Source organism: Sporosarcina sp. P17b, assembly GCF_002743115.1.
GTDB classification, from domain to species: Bacteria; Bacillota; Bacilli; order Bacillales_A; family Planococcaceae; genus Sporosarcina; species Sporosarcina ureae_C.
Window position 1 is genome coordinate 284,438 of record NZ_PDYP01000004.1, and the last position, 22,046, is coordinate 306,483.

Sequence of the window (22,046 nt, forward strand, 5' to 3'; positions counted from 1 at the left end):
AGATGATTGCGATGAGCGGAATATCGAAAAGTTTTAATGGAAATAAAGTACTCGATAATGTGGAGTTTAATGTGGTGAAAGGTGAAATCCATGCGCTTATGGGCGAGAATGGTGCAGGGAAATCTACGATGATGAAGATTTTGACAGGGATTTATACGCGTGATTCAGGTGAGATCTACGTCAAAGGTGAGAAAGTAGAGTTCAAAAGTGCTAAAGAAGCTGAGGCTGCAGGCATTGCGGTTATTCACCAAGAGCTTAATATTTTACCTGACTTAACCGTTGCGGAGAACTTTTATTTAGGTAAAGAAAAGACGTTTGGCAAGACTGGAATTTTGAAGACGAAGGAAATGAATCGTCAAGCGGAAGAGATTCTATCGAAGTTAGGATTGAATGTTGATGCACGTACCATCACGCGTGAATTGTCTGTCGGTAAACAGCAGATTATTGAAATTGCGAAGGCGGTTTCTTCTAATGCCGAACTGATTGTGATGGATGAGCCGACTGCAGCACTGACGGATCGTGAAATCGAAACGTTATTTAAAACGGTTCGCGCATTGCAGGCAGAAGGCGTTTCATTCGTTTATATATCTCACCGCATGGAAGAGATTTTCGCGATGTGCGACCGCATTACCATTTTGCGAGACGGTCAATACGTCGGTGTTCGAAATATTAAAGATACGACGTTTGAAGAAATCGTCCAGATGATGGTCGGACGTGAATTGGGTGAACGATTCCCAGCACGTGCTTGTGAAATAGGCGATGTGAAATTGAAAGTAGAAAACCTCTCGCGCAGTGACTATTTTGAAGATGTATCATTTGAAGTGCGAAAAGGTGAAATCGTCGGTATTGCCGGATTGATGGGTGCCGGGCGTACGGAAGTGATTCAATCTATTTTCGGCTTTAAGAAGCCAACTGCAGGTAAAGTTTTCATTGATGGAAAGCATGTAGTGATTTCGAATCCTTTACAAGCGAAAAAGCTTGGGATCGGATACGTTACGGAAGACCGGAAATCTGAAGGGTTAATTCTTGAATTTTCGGTACGAGAAAATATGTGCCTGACCAATTTCAATCGTATTTCTAACTCAGGAGTCATTCAACGAACGAAAGAAAATCAGTTGTATGACACGATGTCTCAACGTCTCGGTGTTCGCACATCTGGACCTGAACAAAGCGTCAAGTCGTTGAGCGGTGGTAACCAGCAAAAGGTAGTTATCGCGAAATGGCTTGGGATTGAGCCGGATATTCTATTCTTGGATGAACCGACAAGAGGCGTCGATGTTGGAGCGAAGAAAGAAATTTACAGCATCATCAATGAGTTGGCTGAGCGTGGAGTTGCGATTGTGATGATTTCATCTGAACTACCAGAAGTGATCGGTATGGCGGACCGCGTGCTCGTCATGCACGAAGGCCAGTTGATGGCCAACTTGCCAAAAGAAGAAATGACACAGGAACGGATTATGCATTTTGCAACAGGAGGTGACAAAGTTGTCCAAAACTAATATGAAATCGTCCATACAGAAATTGGGGCCGGTCATTGGTTTACTTTTGATCATTGTCATTATTTCAGTTATGAGTCCAAGCTTTTTAACGTTGAACAACTTGTTCAACGTATTGCGTCAAGTTTCAATTAACGCCTTGATTGCGTTCGGGATGACGTTTGTCATTTTGACAGGCGGAATCGATTTGTCGGTCGGATCGATTCTCGCGCTAACGGGTGCTGTAACAGCTGGCATGATGTCGGGCGGTATGGATCCAATTTTGGCTATGCTACTCGGTGTATTATTGGGTGTTCTGCTCGGTGCAATTAACGGATTGATCATTGCGAAAGGTAAGGTCGCACCATTTATTGCAACACTTGCGACTATGACCATTTTCCGCGGATTAACGTTGGTCTATACTGAAGGCCGACCGATTTCAGGACTTGGTGATTCATTCACTTTCCAAATGCTCGGTAAAGGATATATTCTAGGTATTCCCGTTCCGGTCGTTACGATGGCTATCTCCTTTGCGGTGCTGTACTTCATATTGAAGAAAACAACGTTTGGACGCCGCGTCTATGCGGTAGGTGGCAACGAAGAAGCGTCACGTCTTTCTGGAATCAACGTCGATCGAATCAAAATTTATGTGTATTCATTGGCGGGTGGATTGACGGCCATTGCTGCATTAATTTTGACATCACGCTTGAATTCCGCGCAGCCGACAGCTGGTAATATGTTCGAACTCGATGCCATCGCTGCCGTAGTACTTGGTGGGACTAGCTTGACTGGCGGTCGTGGTTGGATTGTTGGTACATTAGTCGGTGCATTGATTATTGGTGTATTGAACAATGGTTTGAATTTGATTGGCGTATCCTCTTTCTTCCAACAGGTCGTAAAGGGTGCAGTTATATTAATCGCAGTGCTCTTGGATCGCAAAAAAACAGCATAAGGAGATGAGAAGTGTATGAAGAATATTAAATGGTTATTGCTTATGGCAGTCGTGTTCGTACTGGCAGCTTGTTCGTTGGATCAGCCGGGTTCAGAATCTTCATCAGATAACAAAGAAGATGCAGCAAAAGACGGGGACAAAGCATATAAGATCGGTCTTTCTGTATCCACGTTGAACAACCCGTTCTTCGTAACATTGAGTGACGGAGTGAAGGAGCAAGCAAAAGATTCAGGTTCAGAAGTTATAGTAGTAGATGCACAAGATGACGCATCTAAACAAGCAAGTGATGTAGAAGATTTAATTCAACAAGGTGTAGATTTACTGATCATCAACCCGACAGATTCTGAAGCGGTTGTATCTGCAGTAGAATCAGCTAACAGCTCGAACATTCCGGTCATTACAGTAGACCGTAGTGCAGAAGGTGGAGAAGTGGTTTCCCACATCGCGTCGGATAATAAAGCAGGCGGCGTGTTGGCAGGAGAATATATGCTTGAGTTACTTGGCGAAGATAATGCACAAGTAGCAGAGCTTGAAGGTATCGCAGGGTCATCGGCAGCACGTGACCGTGGAGCCGGCTTTAACGAAGCGGTAGAAGGTAAAGTAAATATTGTTGCAAAACAAACAGCGAACTTTAACCGCGCAGAAGGATTGACGGTTATGGAAAATATTTTGCAAGCAAATCCAGACATCAAAGGTGTATTTGCACATAATGATGAGATGGCGCTAGGTGCATTGGAAGCGATTCAGTCGGCTGGTAAAGATATTCAAGTAATTGGATTCGACGCTACGGACGACGCAGTCAAGTCTGTTCAAGATGGCAAGTTGTCAGCGACGGTTGCACAGAAGCCTGAGGAAATCGGGAAGAAGGCAATGGAAGCGGCGGTTGCTACGCTAAATGGCGAGGACGTAGAAGCGGACATTCCAGTTGAGTTAGAGTTAATTAAAGAGTAAGTATAGTTTAGAGAAGCTCCCCAGCTATAATTATGGCTGGGGAGTTTTTTTGCGAAATAAAGTATTAATCCTGCTTTGACAACTCATTGTCTCAATGACTACTCTACTTGTAAAAACAGATTTAATTTAAAAGTAAAAAGATTAGACTATTTGTATGTCTTTATATTCGAAATATTTACACTATGTCAAGTGAGCATAGACAGATTTGAATATATAATCAATAATAGAGCTGGAATAGAATTATAAGGTTGAAGGAGTGTTGAAATGAAAGCGTTATCAAAATCGATTAATGCAGGTAGATTGAATGATAATCTTCAAAGTTTAGCAGAGATAGGTAAAATCGGTTCGACAGGGGTATCAAGACTCGCACATTCACCTGAAGATAAACAAGCTGTCTTACACGTTAAAAAGTATATGGATGGAATAGGATTGCATACAACAATTGATCATTTTGGAAACTTGATTGGCAGAATGGATGGATTAGCAAATGATGCGCCAGCATTAGTCATAGGCTCTCATATAGATTCACAGCCATACGGTGGAAGATATGATGGTGCGCTCGGCGTGATGGGGGCATTAGAAGTACTGGAATCTTTTTATGAAGATAAAATCATACCCGAGATCCCTATTATTTTAATTGCCTTTGCTGATGAAGAGGGTTCTCGTTTCAATAAAGGATTATTTGGTGTTAGAGGCATCCTAGATAAGCTAGAAGAAGGAGAACTAGATCGTCAGGATAAGACAGGTATGACTAGGCGTGAGGCACTCATTGAATTTGGAGCGGATCCATCAAAGTTTACAGAATGTCTAATAGATACTTCAAAGATCGCAGCATTTTTAGAACTACATATTGAACAAGGGCCTGTGCTAGAAGCAAAAGATGAGCCGATTGGTATTGTGACAGGCATCTCAGGTCCGTTATGGATGACGGTTGAAATGGAGGGGCTTGCAGGACATGCTGGATCTGTTCCTATGTCGATGCGGCAAGATGCATTAGTTGGCGCTGCTAAAGTCATTGTAAAATTAAATGAATTAGCACAAGAAATTCCTGAGGCACCGACCGTTAGTACTGTAGGAAGCTTGCAAGTATTTCCTGATTCCCGCAATATCATTCCCGAAAAAGTTACTTTCACTGTAGATCTTCGTGATATTGATGAGAATAGACGTGATAAAATCGAGAAAGTTTTACGACAGCATATAGATGAAATTGCAGAAGAACACGGCTTGACCTATAAAATCAGTGAAGATACGAGGAACGAGCCACGATTCTGCAACGAAAACATTATGCAAATCATGCGAGAAGAAAGTAGTGAAATGGGTTTAACACCACCTGAGTTAATGAGTGGACCATTTCATGATTCACTTCAAATGTCCTATGTATGTGATTATGGAATGATTTTTGTTCGCTCCAAAGATGGTATAAGTCACAATCCAAAGGAGTATAGTTCACCAGAAGATATTGCATTAGGAGCAGAATTACTCTATAAGACCGTATTTAGAATGGCTTGTCAAAAGTAATAGATTACAAAATAAAGTATTGATGGAGGAATTCAATGAGTAGGAAAAAGTTTAATACCATTTATGTTATTACTGTTACTATCCCTTTTCTATTGCTAATATTTCCGTTGTTTGAGCTAGCTAATCGAGCAACGCCAATAGTTATGGGACTTCCCTTTTCATTCTTCTATATTATCTTAGTTATACTACTTACGTTTGTTGCAATAATCATACTGCATCAATTTGATCCAGATCGCGCGTTGGAAGAAGGTGATGAATAATGGAAAATTGGCTAATCGCATTAATCATTATGGTGGGTTACTTAGTTATTGCATTAGTAGTCGGGGTGTGGGCAGGTAAAGGGCAAGATTCCAGTTCTCTAGATGAGTTTGCTGTTGCAGGAGGTAAATTAGGGTTAATCGTTATGTGGTTCTTGATGGGTGGAGCTGTATTTAGCGCCTTCTCATTCTTAGGTGCACCAGGTTGGGCATATGAAAAAGGAGCCCCTGCTTATTATATTATCATCTATACAGCTTTTGCGATTCTTCCTTGGTATATCATCGGACCTAAGATATCTAAGATCGGTAAAAAGTTTAATTTGTATACGCTTTCATCCTTTTTGAGAATTCGATATAAAAGTAGATGGCTCGGTATTATTGTTGGTGTACTTGCTTTACTAGCATCCATACAATACTTAGCTACTCAACTGACTGGAATGGCACATATCTTTAACATCATGACTGAAGGGCGAATTCCATTTTGGCTGGGAGGACTCCTTGCATATGGCATTGTTGTTGTCTATGTAGCAACAGGAGGATTGCGTGCTGCAGCTTGGTCAGACGTATTCCAGGGACTATTGATGATTATCATTTCATGGGTCGTAGGATTGGCTATAGTAAATCAGTTGCATGATTCAGTTGGTGTGATGTTCACGAATATCGCTACAGAAACACCTGAATTTTTACAGATTGGAAAAGAAGGGTCAAATATGGGGACTATACCATTCACGACTACTATTCTAGTCTCTGTAATCGGATTTCTTATGTGGCCGCATCTATTCACAAAATCTTATGCGACAGGTCCTAGAGTCATAAAGAAAACGGTTCTGGTTTATCCGATTTTCGCATTATTCCTAGTACCACTATTGCTAGTAGGATTTGCGGCTAAAGGAATTGTAGATGCGAACTTGATTGAAAGTGCGGATCAGATTCTACCATTCTTAATCACAACTGTCATGAATTTGCCAGGCTGGGTATATGGATTAGTTGGTGCGGGTGCACTTGCTGCTGCGATGTCATCTGCTGATGCGATTACACACAATGCTACACTGGAAACGACAGATGGGATTATTCGCGCTATATTTAAAGATCTGCCTGATAAGACGGTATTGACTATCATGCGCGTAGGTGTCTTTGTAATCGGTGGATTGGCATATATTATCACGATTTTTGGTGGGCAAGGATTAATTGTCTTGCTATTAGGTGCTTATGGGGCGATCGTTCAATTCGCACCAGGTGTGTATAGTGCGTTATATTGGAGACGTGCTACCGCAGCTGGCGTCATCAGCGGACTAGTAGTGGGAGCGGCGTTGAATTTCTACTTCCAATTGGTCGCAGAATCCACACCATTTGGAATGCATGCCGGAATCATTGGATTGATTGCTAATGTGATCATCATGATAGTTGTAAGTCTATTTACGAAGACTGCTGGGAATGAAGAGGAAGACATTTATCTTCGCAGCTAACTATCATATGTTCATTTAAATTTGGAGAGGTGGCTAATTATGCACGCAGACATAGTATTTACTAATGGAGAAGTACTGACAGTTGATCAAAACGAAACTATTGCAGAAGCCGTGGCGGTGAAAGATCATATTATTGTCGCTGTAGGCAAGAACGATGAGATAGAATGTTATATTGGAGAAGAGACTAGGGTTATTGATTTGGAAGGCAAATCTCTCCTCCCAGGGTTTATAGATCCGCACTTGCACCTGACTATCTATGGAACAAACTTACTAGGTATTAGTTGTGCAAGTCCTGACATTCATTCCTTGGAAGATTTGTTTGCTGAAATTAAAAAACGTGCTACATCCACTCCTAAGGGTGAATGGATTCGTGTGACGAGTTTTAATGAAAGTGCTGTGAAGGAGGAGCGTTTTCCTACTATACAGGAGCTTGACGCGATTTCCACTGAACATCCAATAGTGATTATTAGAGTATGTAATCATACGTCTATTGCAAATAGCAAAGCAATGGAGCTTGCAGGGATTACAAGAGAAACTGTGAATCCAGCTGGCGGAGAAATAGAACGAGATTCATCAGGTGACTTGACAGGGAAAATGATTGAAAACGCACATATGCAATTATTCAGCGTAGCAGATTATAGCGAAGAGGAAATTGCACAAGGACTAAAGCTAGCATCACAAGTATTCGTGGAATCTGGTATCACTAGTCTCCATGACGCAGGCAGCTACGGATGGGGACCGGATATTTTACAATTGATTAAAAAAGCAATAGATTCTGGCGATGTGAAAAACAGAGTCTATACTCTCATTGGTTCATTGACGGATTCGGAGTCTTTCGTTCGACATATGATCGATGAAGGAGCGGTAACTGGAGATGGCGATGAGTGGCTCAAAATTGGACCGGCTAAACTCTTTACAGATGGCAGTAGTACAGGACCAACATTAGCCACTCGCGAGCCATACGATAGTGATCCAACAGATACAGGCATACTGTATTATGAACAGGATAGAATGAATGAAATACTTGGGGAAGCACATCGCAAAGGTTATCAAATCACTGCTCACGCTCAAGGAGATAGAGCGATTGAAATGTTGCTGAACTGTATAGAAAATGCATTAAATGAAAATCCGCGTTCTGATCACCGCCACCGCATTGAACATGCGGGGATTGCGAGCCCTGATCTTCAAGATCGAATGAAGGAATTAGGAGTTGTCATTATTCCTAATCCAGCTTTCATCTACGCGAATGGTGATTCCTATATTAAAAACTTTGGGGATCGTGTAAATGTAATGTATCCCGCAAATGATTACTTAGAAAAAGGAATTCCATTTGCATTCGCTTCTGATACACCAGTAGTAGATCATAATCCACTTCTTGGCATCCATGCAGCTGTCAATAGAAAATCTATTTCAGGACAGGATGTAGGAGTCAGCCAACGAGTAAGTGTGCAAGATGCGATAAAGGCCTATACCTATATGGGGGCCTATGCTAGTTTTGATGAAAAAATAAAAGGTAGTATAGAAGTCGGGAAATTAGCTGATTTGGTTATATTGGATGAAAGTATACTTTCATTGGATACAGAAAGAATCAAAGATGTGTCCGTGGTCATGACGATCATCGATGGGGTAGTCGAGTATGAAAAGCCCCTCAGTTATGTGAAATAAGAAGTAACTTCATTTTTATATTTAATGTACCAACAAAATAAGGACTATAGAAAGCTCTTTTATGAAGGGGCTACTCTATAGTCCTTTTTTATGTGTAACTACTTACAGAATATCCATGAATTACAAAACATCTAATCTCTATTGATATTTCATTACACTATGTCCAATGTGTTACAGCTGATTTACAAATATAATAGATTAAATAGTCTGATAACATTTTCGGATCTAATGAGGAGGTGAAAATATGCTTGGATTTCCTGCTGAAACATTTTGGTGGTTTGTACCATGGCCTTTTATTTGGGTAGGATTGGCTGTAATCATATACTTTAAATTAAAGCGAGAAGATGATTTAGAAGATGAAATGGACGAACATGAAAAACAACAACAAAATATGCAGTAACAATGGGGGGATTCAATGAGTATCGATGGGATTATTTTTATTGTCTACCTTGGTGTTCTATTATCGATTGGTTTATGGTTTTCCAGAAAATCATCATCCTCGACAGAACAATATTTACTTGGTGGTCGTTCTCTAGGGCCTGCTGTTACTGCAATGACCATGCAAACGACTGCAATGAGCGGGTTCATGTTTATGGGTGCTCCTGCTATGGCCTTTAAATACGGCTGGTATGCTATTTGGTACGCTATTGGAGATGCCGGTGGATCCATCATCAACCTATCCGTTTTAGGTAAACGGATGAGAAGAATGTCTGAAATTATGGGAGCGCTTTCACCGATTGAATATTTAGAGAAACGCTTTGAAAGTCCAAGCGTTCGGGTAGTAGGATCGATTATCTCCATCGTCTTTTTATTCGGTTATGTTTGTGCCCAGTTTATTGCAGCTGGAAAGGCTATGGCTACACTAACGGGCTTCACGTACGAACTATCTTTAATTATCGGTATTAGCGTCATTATCGTCTATACGGTAGCTGGAGGCTATTTAGCTGTTGCGTATACCTCATTTGTACAAGGATTGATCATGGTGTTTGGTGTTGTAGGTATCGGTTTCCTTGCGTATTTCCATGTGGGGGGATTGACTGGATTGAACGTTGCCTTAAAAGCTATTGATCCTACCTACTTGAGTATCTGGGGTAAAGGTTTGGCATATTATGGGCAATGGGGAATGGTGATTGGTGCAATCCTTATCTATTCTATAGGCTATATGGGACTCCCACACGTAGTCGTTCGCCATATGTCTATGAAGAGTACGAAAACAGTAAAAGGAGCAGTCATGATCAGTGCTATTTGGAACCAATTTTTCATTTTCGTTCCTTATATTTTAGGATTGATCGGTATCATTTTGCTTCCTACAATTGCAGATCCTGAAATGATTATTACTGAACTGGCCTATACGTTATTCCCAGGAATCTTTGCAGCATTATTGCTTTCGGCAATTATGTCTGCTGTTATGTCCACTGCAGATTCTATCTTGATGCAAGCGGGATCTATTCTTTCGCGTGACGTGTATCAACGGTTCATCAACAAGAATGCTAGTCAAAAAACTATGATTCTCGTATCCAGACTGTGTATTTTAATGGGAGGTATTGTAGGTGTAATTGTAGCGATCTATGAGCCGCCATCGGTATTTGCATTAGTTCTGTTTGCGTTCGGTACACTAGGAAATGCTTTCTTAGTTCCATATGTTTCATCCGTCTACTATAAAAAAGCTAATTATATAGGCTGCTTATCTGCCATGATCGGTGGAGCGATGACAAATATTATTTGGACTTCCATGTCATTGGAAACATCGACTGGACTTCATCCGTTTTTGGCAGGTCTAATTGTATCGATTCTAGGTATGATGATTGGAAGTCAATTTGGTCGACAGCCTTCAGAAGAAGTACAAGAAGCATTTGAACAGTCTAGAAAAAAACGCTATTTTTCAAAGGAGTTTGATCGCAACATCACACGCGATCTGGCGCCAGAGGCAAGTAATGTATCTAAGTTTTTGATGAACGATAAATATTTCGCGGGAGTAGATAGTTATGAGCACCCTGTTAGTACAAGAAATTGATTTCTCGGAAGAAGAAGTATTGCTTGGGTTGCAACAGTATGAAAAACAAACGCTGTTTCACATTCAAGATTTAATTTACTATCCCTATTACTTCTTTGAATATCAAGTAAGCGCAAAAAGTTTGCTGAAGTTTAAGGGGAAAGTAGCCTGTACGGTAGACGCACTTGGTGGAAGAGGGTCACTTGTAGACGTCAAACCTATGTTCTTTGACCGGACAGTAGAAACTGGAAGAATTCCTCAGCCTGTCATTGCAGAGGAAGATGCCATTAGTATAGCGGAGCGATTTGTTTTTGATAATGCTTCCTCAAAAGCAAAATTCGTAACAATGCCTAAAATCATAGAAGTACAAAGAAATCTTTTTTATCGCCCTTTTTGGTTGACGGATTTCAAGTTGCCGAATAATAAGCAAGGACAACTTATTGTAGATGCAGTTAGCGGTAGTTATCATCCATTATGATGCAGGATAGAACTAAATAAACTAGCTCTTATTGCAGGGGGAAGTAGTAGTTCTTGAATACGAAGAGATATCATGCACTTACAGCCACTACTTGTATAGTCCAGGAAGTAGCAGCTGTAAGTTATATTAATCATTTTTGACTAAAATTTGTTTGGCCATAATAGCCACTTCGAGCGCAATGCGATTTAGGGGAGACATGAAATTCGGACCAAGTATCGTTTCGATTTTTTCCAGTCGGTGATATAGCGTTTGCCGAACAATAAAGAGACGATCTGCCGTTTCTTTTTTTGAGCCTCCACACTCAAGATAAATACGTAGAGTTTCAAATAACTCACTGTCTGTTTTAGTGTCATAGTCAATTAAAGATTGGAGATAATCTTCTACATAGTGATCAAGGTATCCTTCATCTTTAATCAATAGAAGCAATCTATAAATACCTAAGTCTTCATAGTAATCACTTTCAAATGAAAAACTTTGCTTAATATCCACTACTTTTTTGGCTTCCATATAGCCAGTTGGAATCTTTGAAGGGTCTTGGTGTACAGAGCTAATACCAAATTTATACGTACGACCGTTAGAGAAAGCATTATCATCCGTACTCTGGATCTGCTTGATTAGCTGAGTGAAGCGATTTGTATCTTTTATACGCTGATCGGATGCAATGAAGGAGGCAACGATTGTGATTTCATTTTTACTAACTGTAAGAGCGGGGAAAATACTGTGTCGCTTACAAAGTGAACGAATGATCATAGCCTGCTGCGAACGGATTTCTTCCCAATTATAGTCATCTATTACGGAGTCATGAGTATCCATTTGAATCATTAAAATACGATAATGTGTATTACGACTTTTCGTTGGTAAATAAAATTGATAATCCTCTTGTTCTACTGAACGACCATGTAGTAAATTACGAACAAATTCATCTTCATAATGTTGGTTTCTCTCTTGTATAGTACGATTTCGAAGTAATATTTGCGCAATGGCTAGAGAGGCTCGATCTAAAATTAAATAAATAAAGTCATCAGCCAGCGATTGTGGTAGATGTAAACACAGATAACCTAAGTCTTGGCCTAAACCACTTGTTGACAGCAGTGCGAATGGTTCTCCGTTTACCATGTATACGTCGTGCTCAAAAGTTTCTGTACGATTATCATTTAAGAAACGCTGCAGATCATCTTTCCAAGTTTTTGATTCAATAGGGTAATAATAGGATCTTTCATCGTCAGAAATAAACAACACATCTTGTTTAAAATGCACTTGTAACTCTTGTAAGATTTTTAAGATTCCATTAGGCATTAAGCTTAACTCATTAAATTTCCTAGATAGTGTATCGATTTTTGAAAGCATCTCATAATGCCGATTAATGATTACTGTATGCAAGTCTTGTGAAATATCAACAAATTTTACAGACTTCTCAAAAATAATGATAGGAAAGTTTTGATCATCGGCAAAGTCAATAATATCCTGCTGCACCTCACTAAGGTGAACTCCAATTTCAACACATAGACATGCCACATTCAATTCAATTAACTGTTTTATATAGTGTAATTGTGTTTCTGTATCAAGCTGTAAATGTATGCCCGTTGTTAAAATGATTTCACCTCCGTTGACCAATGAGCTGAAATCGCTTACTTCGAGTATGTGTGACCATCTAACTTGACGATCTAAGCCGTTTTTTCCTGCTAAGAGTCTTGCATGCTTAAAGGTGTCGCGGGCAAGGACGTCTTGAACAGTCAAAGAAAGTTCGTTCATCATTACAGACCTCCATAACGTAAAAAAATACTTGGAACAATGTTACACAATGTAAAATGAAAGTTATTAGAATAGTCGTTAAACTATAGATAGTAGCTTAGCTCAAGTCTTGCTCTAAAGCAAGGTTAGAAGAAGGGGAGGAAGAAAAATGAATACATTGGTTGTAGAAAAGAAAGCGCTTTCTAATTTTATTAATGGACAATGGGTAAAATCACTCACGGATAAATATGAAGAGGTGCCAAATCCTGCCACAGGCGAAATTATTGCGGAAGTACCCGTTTCAACTGCGGAAGATCTACAAGTTGCCGTAGATGCAGCCAAAAAAGCTTTTTCTTCATGGAAGAAAGTTGCGGTACCGCAAAGGGCTCGTATTCTATTTAAGTATCAGCAACTTCTTGTGGCTCATTGGGAGGAGCTGGCACAACTAATTACAATAGAGAATGGAAAAAACTATGCAGAAGCTTATGGAGAAGTTCTGCGTGGGATTGAGTGTGTGGAATTTGCTTCAGGGGCACCAACCTTGATGATGGGTTACCAACTACCCGATATTGCTACCAACATTGAATCGGGTATGTATCGCTATCCTTTAGGAGTTGTCGGGGGGATTACACCGTTTAACTTCCCCATGATGGTTCCTTGTTGGATGTTCCCACTTGCCATTGCAGCAGGTAATACATTCATTTTGAAACCTTCAGAGCGTACACCTCTTTTAGCGAATAGATTAGCAGAGCTATTAACTGAAGCGGGACTACCAGATGGAGTTTTCAATATCGTTCATGGAGCACATGATATCGTTAACGGAATTTTAAGCCATCCAGACATACCGGCAGTTTCATTTGTAGGATCGCAGCCGGTTGCAGAGTATGTATATAAAACAGGAACTGCTCATGGTAAGCGCGTTCAAGCACTAGCAGGCGCTAAGAACCATTCGATTGTTATGCCGGATGCAAATATGGATTTAACAGTTACGAATATTACTAATGCGGCATTTGGTTCTGCTGGTGAAAGATGTATGGCTGCTGCTGTCGTAGTCGCAGTTGGAGATGTTGCTGACGAACTTGTGAAACGATTAGTCGAAGAGGCAAATAATATGACGATTGGAAATGGCTTGGAAGAAGGAGTGTTCCTTGGACCTGTTATTCGTGAATCGCATAAAGATAAAACACTTTCTTACATCGAAGCAGGTATTGAAGAGGGCGCTAATCTTGTTCGTGATGGCCGTGGCGATCAATCTACTTCAGAAGGCGGCTATTTCGTAGGGCCGACAATATTTGAAGGCGTTACGACCGAAATGCGAATTTGGAAGGAAGAAATCTTCGCGCCAGTACTCTCGGTGATCAGAGTAGAGACATTAGACGAAGCAATTCAACTTACAAATGAGTCGGATTTTGCGAATGGTGCTTGTTTATACACGGATAGCTCGAAGGCTATTCGTCAATTCCGAGAAGAAATCGATGCAGGAATGCTCGGTATTAATCTCGGTGTACCAGCGCCCATGGCATTCTTCCCATTCTCGGGCTATAAGAAGTCATTTTACGGCGATTTGCATGCAAACGGCCGTGATGGAATTGAATTCTACACACGCAAGAAAATGTTGACTGCACGTCATGAATATTGAGAAAAGGGAGGAACGCATATTGAAAACTATACATGAACAGGATCAAAATAATAAACAGTCATTGACAGAACAAAATCGAGATAAAGTATGGCATCATATTTCTGCTTATAATGAAAAGAATCCACCGATGATTATTGAGAGTGGAGACAATGCATGGATTACAGATCATAAAGGAAATCGTTATTTAGATGGCATGTCAGGATTATGGTGTGTGAATGTCGGTTACGGAAGAGAAGAAATTGCAAAAGTTGCATATGAGCAAATGAAAAAACTAGCATATGTTCCGATGACACAAAGCCATGAACCGGCCATTCAACTTGCTGCTAAATTAAATGAAATGTTGGGAGACGACTATAAAATCTTCTATTCTAATAGTGGATCGGATGCGAATGAAGTAGCATTTAAACTAGTACGTCAATACCATCAGCAAAATGGGCAACCATCCCGATATAAATTCCTTTCCCGCTATCGTGCGTATCACGGAAGTTCAATGGGTGCATTATCTGCTACAGGCCAAGCACTTCGAAAGTATAAGTATGAACCACTAGTGCCAGGATTCTTGCATGTAGCGCCTCCGGATAACTATCGAAAACCAGAAGGGATTTCGGTGGAAGAATACAATATCCAGCGTGCTTTAGAGCTTGAAGAAAAGATTATTTGGGAGCAAAAAGAGACAATCGCAGGAATCATTATGGAGCCACTTATTACAGGTGGTGGGATTTTGATTCCACACCCGATCTACTTAGAGAAGGTGCAAGAGATCTGTACACGCCATGGCGTTCTATTAATTATCGACGAAGTAATTTGCGGATTTGGGCGTACTGGAAAAGCATTTGGACACCAACACTTCAAGGTAAAACCTGATATTGTGACGATGGCAAAAGGTTTGACTAGCGCATACTTACCGCTATCAGTTACCGCAATCCGAAAAGATATTTATGAAAAGTTCGATACGGGCGAAGAGCATAGTCATTTGCGCCATGTGAATACATTTGGAGGCAATCCGGCAGCTTGTGCAGTCGCACTAAAGAACTTAGAAATTTTGGAACGTGAAGACTTAATCAATCGTTCTGCTGAACTTGGCGATCGTTTGTCGGATGAGCTAGCTAGTTTGAAAGATCACCCGTATGTGGGAGACATCAGAAGTCTTGGATTCTTAATGGGTATTGAGATGGTAGAAGACAAAAAAACAAAAGAGCCTGCTTCAAATGCTCGTATTACAAAAATCATTGGAGAGTGTAAGGCGAACGGACTCATTGTTGGCCGAAACGGCGAAACAGTGGAAGGTTTCAATAACGTGCTTGCACTATGCCCGCCACTTTCCTGCACAGATGAAGACTTTGACTTTATTGTATCTGTTATTAAAAAAGTATTTAAAGAGAATGAGTAAATAGCGAGTCTATCCTTTGCGTGCATAAAGAAGTACCTCTTGTCTACTTGATGTAGTGAGCAGCTAGAGGTGCTTCTTCTATGCAATACTTTCTATTTCTTTACTAGCGTTATAACAGCCGAAAACTACGTAACATTTATCTTTTATTCGAGGAGGAATGAGCATGTTAATTGGTGTACCGAAGGAAATTAAAAATAATGAAAATCGGGTAGCGATGACTCCGGCAGGCGTTTTCACACTTTGTACGTCAGGCCATGAAGTACTTATTGAAACGGGAGCGGGTCTAGGATCTAGTTTTACAGATGAGAGCTACGTTGAAGCAGGGGCTAAAATTGTCCAGACAGCAGAAGAAGCGTGGAATGTAGACATGGTGATGAAAGTAAAGGAACCGATCGCTTCTGAATACCGCTTTTTCCGAAAAGGATTAATACTGTTCACATATTTACATTTAGCATCTGAAGTAGAGTTGACGAATGCACTCCTTGAAAATGAAGTAGTAGGTCTTGCTTATGAAACGGTTCAGCTACCTAATCATTCATTACCTCTGCTCGCTCCAATGAGTGAAGTGGCTGGAAGGATGGCTACACAAATTGGCGCTCAGTATCTTGAGAAAACAAAAGGTGGAAAAGGTGTTCTACTAGCTGGCGTGCCTGGTGTGTCTCGTGGAAAAGTCGTAGTGATTGGTGGAGGGCAGGCGGGTGCTAACGCGGCTCGTATTGCTGTAGGCATGGGTGCTCACGTAACGGTTCTAGATCTATCAGTCGATCGTTTACGTCATTTGGATGAAATTTTCGGTAATAGTATACAGACACTCGTTTCCAATCCATTTAACATCTCAGAATCTGTTAGAGAAGCAGATCTGGTGATAGGGGCAGTCCTCATTCCGGGAGCTAAAGCACCTAAGCTTGTATCTGAAGAAGCGGTTCAATCGATGAAACCTGGATCCGTTTTAGTGGATATTGCCATCGATCAAGGAGGCATTTTTGAAACGTCGGATCGAGTGACAACACATGATGATCCGATCTACGTTAAGCATGATGTAGTGCATTATGCAGTTGCTAATATGCCAGGTGCTGTGCCACAAACATCTACTATGGCATTGACTAATGTAACGGTTCCTTATGCACTCCAAATTGCTAATAAAGGGTTTAAGCAAGCGCTTCTAGATAATGAAGCACTACGTAAAGGGTTAAATACAGTGAATGGAAGCGTAACATACAAAGCAGTGGCTGAAGCGCAGGATCTGCAGTATGTATCTGCAGAATCCATTCTTGAAAACAGTGATTTAGTTACAAGTGTATGAAATGAACACGTCATGTTAGTAAGCGAAATAATATAAGTCGTAATAGAACAGCCACTTGCTTGAGACACACTTTAGAAATGAAGTGTGTTTCAAGTGAAGTGGCTTTTTGTGTCTATCAAAGTATTGCGGAGATAGTTGTTTTATTTAATAAGATTTCTAGTAACATCCTGTATAATTATCGAAAAGGGAGGTTACTAGAATTGAAAAACATGACAAAACATATCACAACTACTGCAATCGCCTTTCTGGTTACGTTTTCCTTGATGTTCGTAGCCGAAGCTGCAACTTGGCCGGATCATTCGCCCAATCAGGAGCCGGACAAGTCTTGGACGATCACGTTCAATAAACCGGTAAAGCGTGAAACAGTGCCAGGCTCGATTTATATCACAGATTCTCAAGGGAAAATACAGGAGAATGTGCTGTCCTATTCTGACAAAGATCAAAAAATACATATTGCACCGCCTGTAGGCAATTACCGTTACGGTGAACACTATACATTGGTTATCACTCAAGCCGTAGAAAACACGGAAGGCCAATCGTTAAAATCGCCAATTACGAAGACGTTTTCGATCAAAACGGGGGTAACTTATGATCTAGCGAATGTACAAGCCAATGGTACAACATCCATTATAGAAAGATTTCCAAGTTTTGAAACTGCTGCAAATCGTATGAATAGCAATCAAGTGGTATTGTTACAAAATAAGATTATTCATATGCCAGCAGGACTTGTCTCGACTGTAGCATATGGAGGGAGTTCATTGACGATTTTATATGCCAATGAAGCGTTAACTATACAAGAAACGTATGTACCAGCTGACACGGAGCTTCTTTACGTTGATTCAACAGCGAAATCTGTGAAGGTTGAACTGGCGGGAAGAAACTTCTACATTAAAACACAAAATGCGAGGCTATTGCCAAGTCAAACGGTGACGGATCGCACGTACTACAAAGTGTCGAAAGGTTCGCTCTATCACTTCATTTATTCACATAACGCCAAAAAATTTGCTTCATATGAAATGGGCGCGGCACCACGTTTCATGCAAGAGGGTGCCAAGTATTATAGCACGGATGGAAGCCATTTCCATGATGTGGCAGGCAAAGCGGTCGGTACAGCCCATCAGTACTTCCAATACTTGCCGATGCGCAGTATGACACGCTATACAGCAGATGAACTTGATGCGTATATTATGGATCAGTTAAGAAGACTTGAAAATGCCAACCCGCAACCTACGATCTACAAAAATGCGACGACTAGAAGCAAGTTGATTGGGATGGGGGCGGAGTTGAAGCGTATAGAACGAGAAAGTCATATTAACGCGATGCATATCCTTGCGCTGGCACAGCATGAAAGCCAATATGGGCTTAGTTCATACGCGCTGAATTATAATAATTTATTCGGTATGTATGTGACGGATGATAATCCACAAAATAAATATTTTGCTTCTGTAAGTAAGAACATCCAGGAACTTGTCGATTCATTTTTGAATAGAAACTACTTACCACCAGGCGCTAAATATGCGAATGGCACGAATTTCGGCAATAAAGCAATAGGCATGAACGTCAAGTACGCGTCCGATCCGTATTGGGGCTCTAAAATTGGAGGACACTTGTATCGGATGGATCGCTCGATGGGTGGGAAAGAGATGGCCAATCAGTTGAAGATTGGTTTGACGAATGAGGTTAAACTCAATGTTCGTCAAGATCCTAACACTAGCAGAGCTGAAGTTTATCAATATGCAAAGATTGGTATGCCATTGATTATTAACAACGATCAATTGCCTGAAAGCCCTTGGATTCAAATTCGATCAGATCTAGCACCGTATGATGTGTTGTATGTACATGGAAGTTATGTAGATCGATTGAAATGGGAATGAAGCAGAAGTTCAAATGGATATAAGAGGAACAAAGCGAGTGGCTACGGATACAGCAGATTGCACTGACGAAAAAACAGTGAGAACACAAGGCTATTGACCTTTTAGGTTAATAGCTTGTTTTTGTGTCTAATTAAATAGAATTTTACAAAAACTAGATATGTAGTATACTATAGGTAATAAATGGCTAATAGAAAGGGAGGGATTGGTGTGGCCTATACAGTACCTGAAACTATTAGATCGAGTGCAACGGCAGGAGAGCGTCTGCTATTTCGGACATTGAAGAACTATTTGCCTGACGATTATATTGTATATTACGAACCAGAAATACGTGGTAAGCGACCGGACTTCGTAGTGATTGGACCGGATCTCGGTATTCTAGTTCTCGAAGTGAAAGACTATACGAAAAACACGTTGTATCAGCTGGATCGTGATGAATGGACACTGATTAATTCAAACGGTGAACAAGTTAAAACGAAGAGTCCGCAGAAACAAGCAAGGGAGAATGCTTTTCTATTAGTAGATCTTTTGAAGAAAGATGGGAATCTTGTACAAACTGAGGGCAAGTATCAATCACAGTTGAAGTTTCCGTATGGTTTTGGAACAGTTTTCACGCGCCTTCATCAGAAAGACTTTCTTGAACTTGGTCTGTATGGCGTCATCGAACCTCACCTTTCGTTAACACGGGATGAAATGGATCCTGAACACGAGGCATTCACAGAAGAGAATTTAATGGAAAAGATTGCGGAAATGTTTGTCGTCCCGTATCGATTGCGTGAACCGCTCGGTAAAGATGATATTGATGCGATACGTTATCATCTGTTTCCAGAAGTGCGAATTAGTGCTGAATTCAAGCAGCCTGCTCCGCATCAAGATCAATTATTACTGTCACTACATGATATTAAGACGATGGACTTGCATCAGGAAAATATGGCCAAGCAAATTGGTGATAAGAATAGATTGATCCGAGGTGTGGCGGGAAGCGGTAAGACATTGATTCTAGCTAGTCGTGCAAAGTTGCTTTCGAGAGAGCATCCTGACTGGAAGATACTCATTCTCTGTTACAATATTTCATTGGCAAGAAATATTGAACACATGGTGCGCCATATGATGAACGAGCCTGATTCGCTGTTCGACTTTGACTTCACAAAAGAAGAAACTCACACAAAAAAAGCCAAGCATTTGATTCAAGTCCGGAATTTCCATAGCTGGTTGCGCAATGATTTGCGTATATCAGAAGCTACTATTCCTATGTTGCTGGAGAAGTTAAAACAGGGCGAAGCGATCTTGCCGAAGTACGATGCTATCATGATTGATGAAGGACAGGATTTCGACGCGGACTGGTTCAAACTGGTCAGCGAATTATTAAATCCTGATACTAAATCATTACTTCTTGTAGAAGACCGAGCGCAGTCCATTTATAAGCGAGGACGTTCGTATTTACAAGACACGGGTCTCGACTTTAGAGGGCGCTCCAAAGTTTTGAGTATTAATTATCGCAACACTGCACAGATCGTGTCGTTCGCATGGGCTTTCTATCAGCAACACTCTGTACTAAAGAATAAAGTTGTCAGTAAAGAGTTCGAAGGCGATATCATTGCCCCACAAAGCACACGCAGGAAAGGCTATGAACCTGCGATTGTGCGTGTCGATAGTTTCAGGCGAGAAGCTGTGATCGTTGCCAAGCAAATTGCCAAACTTCATCGTGAGCGGAAGTTGCCTTTATCTGAAATTTTAATTCTGTACCGAGTCAAACGATTTTCAGGGCTAGACTATATCGCGCTATTGAAAAACGCATTGGAGCAAGAAGATATACCGTACTATTGGATCGCAGAAAACAGTGACTCAAAACGCAACTTTGATATCGATCACGAAAGCGTCAAAATTAGTACGATCGAAAGCAGTAAGGGCTTAGACTTTCAGGCAGTGTTTATCGTCAGCGCGAATAATATTCCATTTGCTTTAGAAGAAGACATCGAGCGTGAAGCTTCGCTACTATATATAGGCATGACACGAGCGAAGGAGTATTTGTGTATTTCCTATTCGGGGGAATCCGAATTTACTGCGTACTTTGATAAAGTGTTGGAGGACCGGAAGAAAGAGGAAGGACCGGATGTAATTGAACAGTCGAAATAATACAGAGCCGTCTACCCTGATTGATAACTAATCAGCGAAGATGGCTTTTTTCTATGATACGATAGAAAGAAAACTTTCTAGGAGGTCGAACGCATGAATAACACCCCAAAAACACATGTCCTGATTTACGGAGATATTTTCGTGGACTATATTGCAACAGACAAAACCAACACGAAATTCAAGACGTTCCTCGGAGGTGCGACAATCAATGTGGCGGCAGGAGTTTCGCGCCTGGGTGCCAACTCTTCATTAATTACTGTAATTGGCGAAGATGAAGACTCGAACTTCGCAGTAAATGAACTGGAGACTGAAGGCGTCGATTTAACATATGCTTTACGATCTCCTAAGAAAAAAGTAAATCGTGTTTACGTTCATCTAACGCCAGAACGTGACCGTGTATTCGCGAACTATATAGATGACACGCCTGATCTACAGGTACAACCGAGCGATCTGGATGAACAGGCTTTCCGACAGGCTTCCATATTACATATTTGCTCGGGTACAATGTTTCACCCGACCGCTCTAGCTACTACTAAAAGGGCTGTTGAATTAGCAAAGGCGAATGACGTGTTTCTATCACTAGATACTAATGTGAGACCACTTCGCTGGGAGAGTGAAGACATATGTCGCAGTACGATTTTGTCATTTTTACATCAGACAGATTTGCTGAAATTAACGGAAGAAGAGCTAGCTTTTCTCATGAAGGAAACAGATGTGCAAAAAGCGCTGGCTGGACTTGCTGTCTATAATATTCCTGTAGTTATGATGACGATGGGGGAACTGGGGACGCTTGCAGTAATTGAAGGCAGGCAACATCATGTAGGAGTCGAGCCAATTGAGCCGGTCGATACGACAGGTGCGGGGGATGCATTCATTGCGGGCGTACTTCGTGGACTTCATTTGCATGGTAAGCCAAATAATTTAGAAGAAATGCTGGATCATATACGTTTTGGCAATAAAATGGGAGCGTTATGCGCGATGAAATCAGGAGCTCTTTCTGCAATGCCGTATGCGGATGAATTGGGCGAGTTAGAATAGGCCATTGTTCAGGAGGCCGCGCTCTATCAATCGGCTTAATCGCTCTATCGTGGCCCGTCAGTGCTCTATCCAGACCGCTATCCGCTCTATCGAAACCCATCACCGCTCTATGCTGTATTTTATTCGCTCTATGGCACTAGCCAACCGCTCATAGAAAAAACCACGCCTTGGTCAACACAAAAA

17 protein-coding genes are annotated in these 22,046 nt (G+C 41.0%); 16 read left to right on the plus strand and 1 reads right to left on the minus strand.

What is annotated here, in order from left to right; translation table 11 throughout:
- Positions 1 to 2 precede the first annotated feature (2 nt).
- The 10 genes from CSV76_RS07105 (at position 3) to CSV76_RS07145 (ending at position 10,755) form a co-directional block, all read left to right on the plus strand.
- On the plus strand, positions 3 to 1,499 hold the full coding sequence (locus tag CSV76_RS07105; RefSeq protein WP_085428259.1) for a sugar ABC transporter ATP-binding protein: 1,497 nt from the start codon (positions 3 to 5) through the stop codon (positions 1,497 to 1,499).
- Entirely contained in the window at positions 1,486 to 2,427 is a 942-nt protein-coding gene (gene rbsC, locus CSV76_RS07110; RefSeq protein WP_085428260.1) for a ribose ABC transporter permease, read from the plus strand. Before CSV76_RS07105 ends, rbsC begins: the two co-directional genes overlap by 14 nt.
- Positions 2,428 to 2,442: 15 nt before the next feature.
- A complete protein-coding gene (rbsB, locus tag CSV76_RS07115) occupies positions 2,443 to 3,378 on the plus strand; it encodes a ribose ABC transporter substrate-binding protein RbsB (protein ID WP_099625103.1) in 936 nt (311 codons plus the stop codon).
- Between the two features lie 264 nt (positions 3,379 to 3,642).
- On the plus strand, positions 3,643 to 4,896 hold the full coding sequence (locus CSV76_RS07120; RefSeq protein WP_099625104.1) for a M20 family metallo-hydrolase: 1,254 nt from the start codon (positions 3,643 to 3,645) through the stop codon (positions 4,894 to 4,896).
- A gap of 35 nt (positions 4,897 to 4,931) precedes the next feature.
- Positions 4,932 to 5,156: a hypothetical protein gene (locus CSV76_RS07125; protein WP_085428263.1), complete on the plus strand. Its 225-nt coding sequence runs from the start codon at positions 4,932 to 4,934 to the stop codon at positions 5,154 to 5,156.
- On the plus strand, positions 5,156 to 6,619 hold the full coding sequence (locus CSV76_RS07130; protein WP_085428264.1) for a sodium:solute symporter family protein: 1,464 nt from the start codon (positions 5,156 to 5,158) through the stop codon (positions 6,617 to 6,619). Before CSV76_RS07125 ends, CSV76_RS07130 begins: the two co-directional genes overlap by 1 nt.
- Positions 6,620 to 6,658: 39 nt before the next feature.
- On the plus strand, positions 6,659 to 8,284 hold the full coding sequence (locus CSV76_RS07135) for an amidohydrolase (RefSeq protein ID WP_099625105.1): 1,626 nt from the start codon (positions 6,659 to 6,661) through the stop codon (positions 8,282 to 8,284).
- Positions 8,285 to 8,528: 244 nt separating this feature from the next.
- Positions 8,529 to 8,684 (plus strand): hypothetical protein, encoded by a 156-nt coding sequence (locus CSV76_RS17535; RefSeq protein ID WP_198166169.1) that lies wholly within the window; start codon positions 8,529 to 8,531, stop codon positions 8,682 to 8,684.
- 15 nt (positions 8,685 to 8,699) lie between these two features.
- On the plus strand, positions 8,700 to 10,298 hold the full coding sequence (locus CSV76_RS07140) for a sodium/proline symporter (protein ID WP_099625106.1): 1,599 nt from the start codon (positions 8,700 to 8,702) through the stop codon (positions 10,296 to 10,298).
- Positions 10,270 to 10,755, plus strand: coding sequence for a hypothetical protein (locus tag CSV76_RS07145; protein ID WP_085428267.1), 486 nt, complete (start codon positions 10,270 to 10,272; stop codon positions 10,753 to 10,755). Before CSV76_RS07140 ends, CSV76_RS07145 begins: the two co-directional genes overlap by 29 nt.
- Positions 10,756 to 10,881: 126 nt before the next feature.
- Here CSV76_RS07145 and CSV76_RS07150 read toward each other — a convergent pair whose 3' ends face one another.
- On the minus strand, positions 10,882 to 12,510 hold the full coding sequence (locus tag CSV76_RS07150; RefSeq protein WP_233204423.1) for a PucR family transcriptional regulator: 1,629 nt from the start codon (positions 12,508 to 12,510) through the stop codon (positions 10,882 to 10,884).
- A 145-nt stretch (positions 12,511 to 12,655) separates the two neighbouring features.
- On the opposite strand from CSV76_RS07150, the gene CSV76_RS07155 reads away from it, so the two are divergent.
- The 6 genes from CSV76_RS07155 (at position 12,656) to CSV76_RS07180 (ending at position 21,863) form a co-directional block, all read left to right on the plus strand.
- Positions 12,656 to 14,125, plus strand: coding sequence for a CoA-acylating methylmalonate-semialdehyde dehydrogenase (locus CSV76_RS07155; RefSeq protein WP_099625107.1), 1,470 nt, complete (start codon positions 12,656 to 12,658; stop codon positions 14,123 to 14,125).
- Positions 14,115 to 15,515 carry an aspartate aminotransferase family protein gene (locus tag CSV76_RS07160; protein WP_085428269.1) on the plus strand — a complete coding sequence of 467 codons (1,401 nt, stop codon included), beginning with the start codon at positions 14,115 to 14,117 and terminating at the stop codon, positions 15,513 to 15,515. Before CSV76_RS07155 ends, CSV76_RS07160 begins: the two co-directional genes overlap by 11 nt.
- Before the next feature lie 163 nt (positions 15,516 to 15,678).
- A complete protein-coding gene (ald, locus tag CSV76_RS07165; RefSeq protein ID WP_099625108.1) occupies positions 15,679 to 16,818 on the plus strand; it encodes an alanine dehydrogenase in 1,140 nt (379 codons plus the stop codon).
- 209 nt (positions 16,819 to 17,027) lie between these two features.
- Entirely contained in the window at positions 17,028 to 18,692 is a 1,665-nt protein-coding gene (locus CSV76_RS07170; protein WP_233204427.1) for a glucosaminidase domain-containing protein, read from the plus strand.
- 207 nt (positions 18,693 to 18,899) lie between these two features.
- Complete coding sequence (locus CSV76_RS07175; RefSeq protein WP_099625110.1) at positions 18,900 to 20,825, plus strand: 3'-5' exonuclease; 1,926 nt, start codon at positions 18,900 to 18,902, stop codon at positions 20,823 to 20,825.
- Between the two features lie 93 nt (positions 20,826 to 20,918).
- A complete protein-coding gene (locus CSV76_RS07180) occupies positions 20,919 to 21,863 on the plus strand; it encodes a carbohydrate kinase family protein (protein WP_099625111.1) in 945 nt (314 codons plus the stop codon).
- Positions 21,864 to 22,046 lie beyond the last annotated feature (183 nt).